Origin of the sequence: Shewanella decolorationis S12 (assembly GCF_000485795.1) — a bacterium.
Classification (GTDB): Bacteria; Pseudomonadota; Gammaproteobacteria; order Enterobacterales; family Shewanellaceae; genus Shewanella; species Shewanella decolorationis.
Genome location: NZ_AXZL01000003.1, coordinates 1 through 9,480, shown reverse-complemented (window position 1 = coordinate 9,480; position 9,480 = coordinate 1). Strand labels below are relative to the sequence as shown.

Below are 9,480 nucleotides of genomic sequence, written 5' to 3'. Positions count from 1 at the left end.
GTTGGCGACATGGATGTCGCCGTCGAGCCTATAGGGATATATTCACGGCGAGTCACTGGGGAAACAATGACAATAAACTCCATAAATAGATAAAAAGATTAATCGCTTTTGTCCAATACCTTGTTAAAGGCTGCATTAATCTTGCTTTCGTATGAAGGTTGCACATGCAAACTGTCGCTGCATTTTATTGTTCCAATTTGTTAGCTGAGGGTTTTATGTCAGTATAGGTTTTTTGCTGCGACGTGAGCATGTAAAGCAAGGTCAGTTTTTCCGTCTTACATCGCCCGTAAACAAGGCTATCGAGGCGGTGATCCCTTGGTAAAACCCGTTAGCGTCTGTATCGACAGCTTTTTACCATCGAGATTGGGCATCAGTGCCTCAAGGATGATGCGATGAATAAACGTATTGTGATTTGTGCCGACGGTACTTGGAATCGGCCAGAGAAAGACCTTAAGGTGGATTTTCCCACTAATGTGCTGCGTCTGGCGCGGGCCATCAGCCCGATGGCCGCCGATGGAAAACCCCAGCAGGTGTTTTACGACTGGGGCGTTGGTTCCTATTACGATGAAGTGATCGGCGGTGCGACGGGGCGTGGACTACATAAAAACATCATGGATGGTTACCGCTACTTAGTGCAAAACTACTCCCCCGGCGATGAGATTTACCTCTTTGGCTTTAGCCGTGGCGCCTACACAGTGCGCTGTTTGTGTGGCCTTATTAATAATTGCGGCATTCTTAAGCGCCCCGATGCTCGGCTTATCCAGCAAGCCTTTGACCACTATAAAAAAAGCAGTGCACCCTTTGCCCCAAGCGGCGATAAATCCGTTGAATTTAGACAAAAGCACTGCCACGAATCGCGGGAGATAAAGTTTGTCGGCGTGTGGGATACGGTGGGCGCCATGGGGATCCCGATTTCGTTCCTCGGCTTATTCGAAGATAAAGATGAGTTTTACGACACTAAGATTGGCCGTAATGTGCGGGTTGCCCGTCATGCCTTGGCAATAGACGAACACCGCAGCGACTTTGAACCCACGATTTGGCAACTGCGCGACAATATGGATATGCAACAGGTCTGGTTTGCCGGCGCCCATAGCAATATTGGCGGCAGTTATCAGCCGGATAAGGATGGCTCGCTATTGTCGGATAATGCGCTCGCGTGGATGATGGCTGAGGCTGAGCGATTTAATTTGAGCTTAGAGCCACACCTAGCGGCGAGTTTACACCCCAATCCCTTAGCAACCTTACACGACTCGCGCCGCAGCTTTTACCGAATTAAGCAATCCTATTTGCGCCCAATTGACCCTAATGTCGCGCCCGTGTTGCTGCATCGCTCGGTGAAAACGCGCTGGGATCAAGACCCTAAATATCGGCCTAAAAACCTGCAGACCTACCTGGAACAGTACGGCTGGCCAGAAGAATTCATCGATTAAATCATAAGGAATATCATGCTAATCCGACGCTTTATTGCCCTCGGCCTGAGCTTTGCGCTGTTACCCGCAGTGGCGATGGCCGAGCCAGCAAAACGTATTATTGGGCTTTCGCCCCATGCGGTTGAAATGCTCTACGCCATCGGCGCGGGGGAGTCGATTGTGGCCGCGACCGATTATGCTGATTATCCCGAAGCGGCGAAAAAAATCCCCAGTATCGGTGGTTACTATGGGATCCAGATTGAGCGGGTATTAGAGCTTAATCCCGATCTGATTGTGGTGTGGGATACGGGCAATAAAGCCGAGGATATCAACCAACTCAAAAACTTAGGTTTTAAACTTTATAGCAGCTCCCCAAAGATGCTTGAGGATGTTGCCAAAGAAATTGAGGAATTAGGTGAACTGACGGGACGCACTGAGCAGGCGAGTCGAGTGGCGGCGGATTATCGCAGTGAGCTGCTGCGATTACGTAGCGAGAATGCGGCTAAATCCGAACCAAAAGTGTTTTATCAGCTATGGTCCACGCCCTTAATGACAGTCGCCAAAAACAGTTGGATTCAGCAGATTATCGGTGTGTGTCATGGCAAAAATGTTTTCTACGATGCGGCGAGTGATTACCCGCAGGTGAGTTTAGAGAATGTGTTACTGACCTTGCCCGAGGTGATTTTACAGAGCGAAGAGGAAGGCAATGTCAAAGGGATAGATTGGAGCAAGTGGGCCGAAATCCCCGCGGTTAAAAACCAGCATATTTATCAATTAAATGCTGATCTATTGCACCGCGCAACACCTAGGGCATTACTCGGAGTGAAGGCGGTCTGTGATGCCTTGGATAAAGCACGTTAATCGCTTATCACGTATTATTCAATTTAATGCAATGTACTGTTTTATTGATATTTATCATCAAAATAATAAGGAAGTTCCATGCATACATTACTGACTTGTTTGTTTATCGCTATGTTATTGCCGTATTTGGCCAAGGGCCCCGTTGCATGGGCAATGGCCAAAGCCGGCGGTTACGATAATCATCATCCGCGCACGCAACAGGCACAATTAACCGGATTTGGTGCGCGGGCTCTCGCTGGGCATCAAAATGCCTTCGAGTCCCTGCTCATTTTTGGTTTGGCAGTGCTGACGGTTATTGCTACAGGCAAAGTGACGCCGACGGCTGAGTGGTTGGCAATCGTTCACATTGCTGCGCGGGTGGCGTATCAGATCTTGTATCTACTGAATAAAGGCACATTACGGTCTCTATCTTGGTTTGTGGCGATTTTTAGTGCTTTTGGGATCTTCTTCCAAGCGTTTTAAGAGGCGCAGACGTTTCAGCTGTCATTTTGTTATTAAGGCGTTTGCAAGCTCAGCAGAACGGAAAAATCTCATCTGAGAATATTATGTGTTGTTATAACTGATAGGTATTTCAGTAGATTGTGCTAGCTAGGAGCAACCATTAAGTTTGTGGTTTGCTAAGTAATCTGACTCTGGATAAGTAGAGACGCTGACAGGGCATCTTTTCGGGCCCCTGTGCGTTGCTCTGTCTCACCATAGCTAGCAGCAGTGCGTCGAGCAAAGCTAAATTGTGAGTTTAAGGTATTAGATAATAGGATAACGTAATGAAGTTAGACGCTATTTTGTGGGATTATGACGGCACTCTCGTCAATTCTGTACCCAAAAATATGGCAATCACTAAGTCGATATTAGAGATTGTAGCGCCCCATTTAACTGGGGATAATCTTCCCCTATATTTGCAGACTGAGGCGCTTTATCATCAGGCAAACCATAGCGCTAAAAATTGGCAGGAATTATATCTCGAGTACTATGGGTTAACCCATGATGAAATGTTGCTTGCTGGTTCAATGTGGGCAGAACATCAACTGAATAACCAAACCCCCGTTATGTTATTTGATGGAATTAAACAGGTTGTCACTCAGTTTTCTCAACTTCCCCATGGTATTTGTTCTCAAAACGCTCAACATAATATTCGTTCAATCTTGAGTAAGAATGGGATTCACAACCAGTTTAAAGCCGTTGTCGGTTATGATGATGTTCCTAGCCAATATCAAAAGCCCCACCCTATGGGAGGCATGAAATGTTTAGAGGCGATTTATGGGCATAAACAACGTCAGCAACTGATTTATATCGGTGATCATGAAGCTGACACACAATTTGCGCGAAGTTTGCAACTGGCATTAGGTGATCAAGCTCAAGTCATTTCGATTGCAGCGGCTTACAGCGGTTCCCAGCCACAAGATTGGACTCACCAACCAGATCACATTGCCTATGGGGTTGAGGATTTAGTCCCAATTATTAATCAATACCTTTAACTTATTGGCGCTTCAATCAATAAGGGTGAAATACGTATCGTCATACCGATCTAGTGCTTGATAATAGATGTCGACATAAATGTACGAAAACGCATCAAAAACAATAGTTAAACGCTACTCTATGGGATGTTGAGCAAGCTCTTGCTCTTACTTTCAGCCATTCAACCCCGCCCTTCGGGAGCCTCACAGGCATCTCACTGTCGTGTTACATTGACTTAAAAGGGAATAACCATTTCTGCGTCAATGCGCCTTGGATTGAGATGCCCGTGAGGCTCTGAACTGATTAGATATTTAATGTGATTGGTATAATAGGCCCTAGAGCACAGAATTAACTTGTTGCGTCAAAAATTAATATTGATGAATTTATCGTCGATTTTCTGGCGTTAATTAAGCAGAACATGATTTATTGTCACTCGAATATTTGATGTCAACTATTCGAATGTTTTAAAGACTTTGATGTCTATTTTGACTTATAAGGCTTTATTTTGTCTTGAAACAGCTAAATCTATGTAATTAAAGGTTTTTGTTATTCCGTATCTTATTGATTAATGGCGGTTATTTGGCAGATTTAAGCCATTATATTGACAGTTTTCTTTATGAAAAACCTCAGCTATATTGCAATTGTTGATACTATTTTTGAGGTTTAAATACAATGTTACGTCTACTAACCTATGGCCTAGTTGCCGCTGGTGCTTGGTTTATTTATCAGGATGTTTCCGAGTATTTTGGTATGGAGACTTTTGATAAGGCGTTAGCTGAGGATTTGCAACATAAAGTGGAAGCGCGCAAGGCTAAAGCGGCGGCGGAGCAATACGCTCAGCAGCTGAAACAGCAGGCTGCTATAGAGTGCCAAACAACTAACACATGCGCTCATTAATGGCGAGACCTACTCAATAACCTATATGTATCACCTTGGTTCTTGCTGCGCATCAGTATGAGCTATCTCTGTCATGGTGATAATTAGGGCGTGTTGACGTTTCGAGATTAGATTTTGTTCGTTCTGGCAAGTACGTGCTCGCGCAACGACATTTGGCTGCAAAAATAACCCTGAAACGTCAACACGCCCTAGAAGGACAAATATAAATATTTGCCCTTCTTTACTTCCAAATCTTCTTTATCGATGGCAATGCCGCTGATCCTTGATGTTTACTTCTTATATTTACTCTGCTTGAGTCATAGCAGTTAGTTTATTTAACGTACTAAGTTTCATAAAAGTGCATTTAATGGAAAGGTTACTATACTTTTACACTGACCCAACCATGAATCAGGGAAGTTAATATGGTGCACAAGGATGTTATAACTAAAGATAATGAAGTTACCTTTTCTGAAGACCTGCAGTTAGTTTCGACCACCGATCTAAATGGCGTTATAACCTACGCCAATCCCGGGTTTTGCCAAGTTGCAGGATATCAACTGGATGAAATGGTGGGTCAGAACCACAATATTGTCCGGCATCCTGATATGCCAAAAGCAGCTTTTGCCGATTTATGGAAGCATTTAAAGCAGGGCAAACCATGGCGCGGTATGGTCAAAAACCGTTGTAAAGATGGCAGTTATTATTGGGTAGATGCCTATGTTACTCCTATCTATGACAATGGGCGGGTCTCCGGCTATCAATCTGTCCGCTGTTGTCCCACACCTGAACATAAGGCTCGAGCTAATGCTATGTACAAAGAGCTTAGAGCACATGAAAACAAGAAACATGTATTTTGGGGCAACAAGTTAATGTCAACTCATCTGCTGAGTTTGCTTTTATTAGCAGTCCCCATTCTTTGTAGTGTTTGGTTGCTAACTTTGCCCCAAACACTATTAGTTATTTTGCCCCTATTCATGCTTATTATGCTGAATCGGCAGCAATTATTTTTGACACCGAGATACTTACAGCGTTTAGAAAACGACTACGATAGCATTAGCCGACTCATTTTTTCTGGCGATGCACCCCACAGTATTGCAGATTTTCATATAAAGCTTGGGCAGGCACGGATTCGTACTGTATTAGGCAGAGTCGATGATGCAACGCTGTCGCTAAAATCGATTGCTGATCAGATTAGCACCTCAATGTCGACTACAAGTGATGATATCTCCTCCCAGGACTCCCAGATCCAGCAGGTGGCTACGGCTGTGACTCAAATGGCATCCGCCGCAGAAGAGATTAACCGTAATATTCAAGCGAGTAATCAGCAGATTGAAGAAGCTCGGCATCACTGTGTTGTGACCAGTCAACAACTTAAAACGGTGGAAACCGAAGTGGCTTCACTTGCGAGTCAAGCAGAACAAGCTTTTGAGTCTGCGGTAGCCCTATCGAGTGAATCAGAACGAATTGACACTATCATGTCGGAAATTCAGGGCATTGCTAATCAAACGAATTTGTTAGCGCTTAATGCTGCCATTGAAGCGGCTCGCGCAGGGGAGCAAGGACGGGGTTTTGCAGTGGTTGCGGATGAAGTGCGTAATCTTTCTACTCGTACTCATAAAGCGACAGAACAGATCCAAACGAGTATTGGGCATATTCAGCACACATTAGCGGAATGGAAAGAGTTAATGCATCAGAATGTTGGTCGAACTAATACCTGTCTCTCGAGTACTCGGATTGGAGCTGAATATTTAAATCATATTACGGTTGAAATAGATAAAGTATCAGCATTTTCTAGCCAAATATCATCAGCTACAACTGAACAACAAGCGGTTATTGAGGATATTAATAAAAATATTAATGTTATTTCATCCATATCCCATGACAATAGCATTAAAGTTGAAGATGTTAACGCCACAAGTAAAAGTTTATTGAATAGGGCGAACCAACTTAAAAACTTAAGTCAAACCTTTGGTTAATTAAGTTTGAATGTGGGATTTAGCCATTTTATATGGAATAAGTTTACGCTGATTTTAATTATGGAGTGAGTTATGGACAGTACAATCAATGAACGTGTGCATTATGTTCATTCTCGACTCCGTAAGAATTTTGATAAACTCACTCGAATCGCTATTGCGATTTATGATAAGCATACTGACAAAATTAAAACCTTTGTTCACAGCACGGATGGTCGGCCACCTTTAAGCCTCTATGAGGCAAAGTTGAGTGAAACACCATCACTTCAACATATCGTTGAAAGTCGACAGGCGAGGGTACTGGATAATCTATGCTCTCAACTGATATATAGTTCGGAACATAGCCGAAAAGTGCTCGAAGCGGGTTATGAGTCGAGCTATACAGAGCCACTATACTTTAATGACCGGTTTATTGGATTTCTCTTTTGCAACTCTAAAGAAAGTGGATACTTTGATGATGCAATACGGGCAGAGCTTTCAGCGTACGCACAAATTCTTGCTGGAATTATTGCTGTTGAATTTCTTTCTATTCAAACATTTAATGGGGCGCTGATTACTGCAAGAGCATTTGGCCGTTATCGCGATGAGGAAACCGCAAATCATTTGCATCGGATGTCTTCATATTCACGCATTATCGCTAAAACACTCGCAAAAGAGTTAGGCTTAAGTGATGAAGAAGTTGAGTTTATTTACCTATTTTCCGAGTTACATGATATAGGGAAAATAGCTGTACCTGATTCAATACTATTGAAGCCGGCTAAATTAACCTCAGAAGAATTTGAAGTGATGAAAACTCATACAATCAAAGGTCGAGAGATGATTGAGCTGATGATCAATGAGTTTAGTCTTAATGGTCTTCACCATACAGAAATGTTAAAAAACATCATTAACTATCACCATGAGCGTTTTGATGGCACGGGTTACCCTGAAGGGTTAAAAGGGGATGATATTCCATTAGAAGCTCGTATTGTTGCCGTGGCAGATGTTTTAGATGCCTTAACGAGTAAACGTCCATATAAAGAGGCGTGGTCATTTGAAGATGCATTTACTTATCTTGAGGAGCATGCGGGACATCAGTTTGATCCTAGATGCGTCATTGCTGCACTCAAAAATAAATCCGAATTTTTGGCGATTCATAATCAATATATAGATTAATAAAATATCATACTTATATCTTGGTGTATTTTTTGTTAAATTACCCAAACCTATGCATGTAATATAAATAATTCAGTAGCGTTTTTTTATAATCCAGTGTTGTTAGATTTCAAAAAAATTGCCATAACTACTCTAAATTAATACATTAGCTGAACTCTCTAAAAACAAATTGGTTTTTCCCTTTGCGTTTTGCTTCATACATCAGACTATCTGCGGCATTAAGAGTGAATGGGGTAGCAGGCGTAGGATAAAAGGCACATCCCAAGCTTACCGTTAATGAAATCACCGTATTTGAGGCTAACGGCAGACTTTTCTGTGCTATTTGCTGGCAAATACGTTAAGCTAGTTGCTGTGAATCTTGTGCCGATTGGCCTCGAGTTAAAATGGCAAACTCTTCACCTCCAATTCTGGCAAACTGCATTTCAGGCTCAAGGACTTCACGCACACAAGTGGCTATAAGGCAAATAGGCTTGTCCCCTGCACTGTGTCCGTAAGTGTCATTTATCGACTTAAAATCATCAATATCAAATACGATTAATGTTAGGCTGCTAGCCAGATCTTGAGTGTCATTTAACTGGTTAAAAAAGTAATGGCGATTATGGATGCCCGTTAAGCTATCTGTCTGGGCGAGAAGGGTCAATCTACAGTTGGCATCTTCAAGTTGACGCGTGCGTATTCTTACCGTGCGACGTAATTGCAGGGTATAGAATAATCCTGCGCTCAACACTCCAATAGCCAAAGCAGGAATAAGATAGCGAGGATAAACTGTTTCAATATGGATCCAACGGCTTAAAATGCGATTTTTCTCTTGTGCATTAAGCTTTTTAAAGCCTTGATTAATTTGATTAAGTAATGCTTGATTGCCTTTTTGAACGGCGGGGCGAAGCGGCTCTGAATAGAGAAATTGCGCAGGCATAAATTCTTTTGCGCCATTAGCCACCACAATATAAAAGTTGCCGACTTGCGTATCAGCAATAAAGGCATCGAGCTCACCGCGTTTTGCGGCTTGCATCATCAAGTCATTATCAATGTACTCGATCAAAGACAGCTGAGGATAATGTCTCTGTGCAAACTCTTGTTCAAATCCACCTTTAACTACTCCTACCGCAGTATCCAACCGTCCTGCAAGTAGCTCCTGTAATTTGTCACCAAGCAGCGTTTGATGCACATAAAGTTGTGTGCTGATCTCTAATAAAGGCTCATCAAAATCAAGGTATTCTAGCCTTGCGGGTGAGCGGACTAACCCTGCATGAATATCCGCTTTTCCAGACTTAACAGCGAGTAGAGAGTCATTCCAATCCATTAGTTGAAATTCGATATCCACATTATTTGCTTGGCCGTAAGCGAACCATAGGTCAATTAATATGCCAGATGGCTTACCTTGGTCGTCGATATAAGAATAAGGTTTCCATGCCTTTGAGTTGGCAATGATCAACTTTTGTTTTTCGCCAGCAACGCCAATTGAACTAGATAGGATAGAGAACAGCATCAAGAGTGTGAATGACAAACATTGAACAAAGCGATAATTCATCCGTAGCTATCCTTGATAGGGCTCATCCGACATGAGGGTGATTAGTTTTCCATGAATATAGGTAAATAGAAAGTATGGAATTGAGTTGGGATGAATACAAATAACCTCGCAACATTGCGAGGTTATTAATACCAATCGTATTAAATATCTGTTCATTCAGCGGGAGTTAAACGGGCTTTAGACAAGGCGAAGGCTTGAAGGCATAGTGGCGCTCTGTCGA

General features: G+C 42.8%; 7 protein-coding genes and 1 pseudogene. 7 read left to right on the top strand and 1 reads right to left on the bottom strand.

Features of this window, described 5'->3' with window-relative positions; translation table 11 throughout:
• Positions 1-392 precede the first annotated feature (392 nt).
• The 7 genes from SHD_RS00450 (at position 393) to SHD_RS00420 (ending at position 7,729) form a co-directional block, all read left to right on the top strand.
• Positions 393-1,430 (top strand): DUF2235 domain-containing protein, encoded by a 1,038-nt coding sequence (locus tag SHD_RS00450; protein ID WP_023265337.1) that lies wholly within the window; start codon positions 393-395, stop codon positions 1,428-1,430.
• Between the two features lie 15 nt (positions 1,431-1,445).
• Positions 1,446-2,270 carry a cobalamin-binding protein gene (locus SHD_RS00445; RefSeq protein WP_023265336.1) on the top strand — a complete coding sequence of 275 codons (825 nt, stop codon included), beginning with the start codon at positions 1,446-1,448 and terminating at the stop codon, positions 2,268-2,270.
• A gap of 78 nt (positions 2,271-2,348) precedes the next feature.
• The gene (locus tag SHD_RS00440; RefSeq protein ID WP_039976938.1) at positions 2,349-2,732 is read left to right on the top strand and encodes an MAPEG family protein; all 384 of its coding nucleotides are present in this window, start codon (positions 2,349-2,351) and stop codon (positions 2,730-2,732) included.
• Positions 2,733-3,034: 302 nt separating this feature from the next.
• Positions 3,035-3,745, top strand: coding sequence for an HAD family hydrolase (locus tag SHD_RS00435; protein WP_023265334.1), 711 nt, complete (start codon positions 3,035-3,037; stop codon positions 3,743-3,745).
• A 652-nt stretch (positions 3,746-4,397) separates the two neighbouring features.
• Positions 4,398-4,622: a hypothetical protein gene (locus tag SHD_RS00430; protein ID WP_023265333.1), complete on the top strand. Its 225-nt coding sequence runs from the start codon at positions 4,398-4,400 to the stop codon at positions 4,620-4,622.
• A 401-nt stretch (positions 4,623-5,023) separates the two neighbouring features.
• Positions 5,024-6,577 (top strand): methyl-accepting chemotaxis protein, encoded by a 1,554-nt coding sequence (locus SHD_RS00425; RefSeq protein WP_023265332.1) that lies wholly within the window; start codon positions 5,024-5,026, stop codon positions 6,575-6,577.
• Positions 6,578-6,649: 72 nt separating this feature from the next.
• Complete coding sequence (locus tag SHD_RS00420) at positions 6,650-7,729, top strand: HD domain-containing phosphohydrolase (RefSeq protein ID WP_023265331.1); 1,080 nt, start codon at positions 6,650-6,652, stop codon at positions 7,727-7,729.
• 145 nt (positions 7,730-7,874) lie between these two features.
• Here the strand turns inward: SHD_RS00420 and SHD_RS00415 are convergent.
• Positions 7,875-9,218: pseudogene (locus tag SHD_RS00415) on the bottom strand (sensor domain-containing diguanylate cyclase).
• Between the last annotated feature and the right edge of the window lie 262 nt (positions 9,219-9,480).

Bases quoted from the DNA above. Each gene is read 5' to 3' on its own strand.
- SHD_RS00450 (WP_023265337.1), top strand. From the start codon at position 393: ATGAATAAACGTATTGTGATTTGTGCCGACGGTACTTGGAATCGGCCA.
- SHD_RS00430 (WP_023265333.1), top strand. From the start codon at position 4,398: ATGTTACGTCTACTAACCTATGGCCTAGTTGCCGCTGGTGCTTGGTTT.
- SHD_RS00435 (WP_023265334.1), top strand. From the start codon at position 3,035: ATGAAGTTAGACGCTATTTTGTGGGATTATGACGGCACTCTCGTCAAT.
- SHD_RS00420 (WP_023265331.1), top strand. From the start codon at position 6,650: ATGGACAGTACAATCAATGAACGTGTGCATTATGTTCATTCTCGACTC.
- SHD_RS00445 (WP_023265336.1), top strand. From the start codon at position 1,446: ATGCTAATCCGACGCTTTATTGCCCTCGGCCTGAGCTTTGCGCTGTTA.
- SHD_RS00425 (WP_023265332.1), top strand. From the start codon at position 5,024: ATGGTGCACAAGGATGTTATAACTAAAGATAATGAAGTTACCTTTTCT.
- SHD_RS00440 (WP_039976938.1), top strand. From the start codon at position 2,349: ATGCATACATTACTGACTTGTTTGTTTATCGCTATGTTATTGCCGTAT.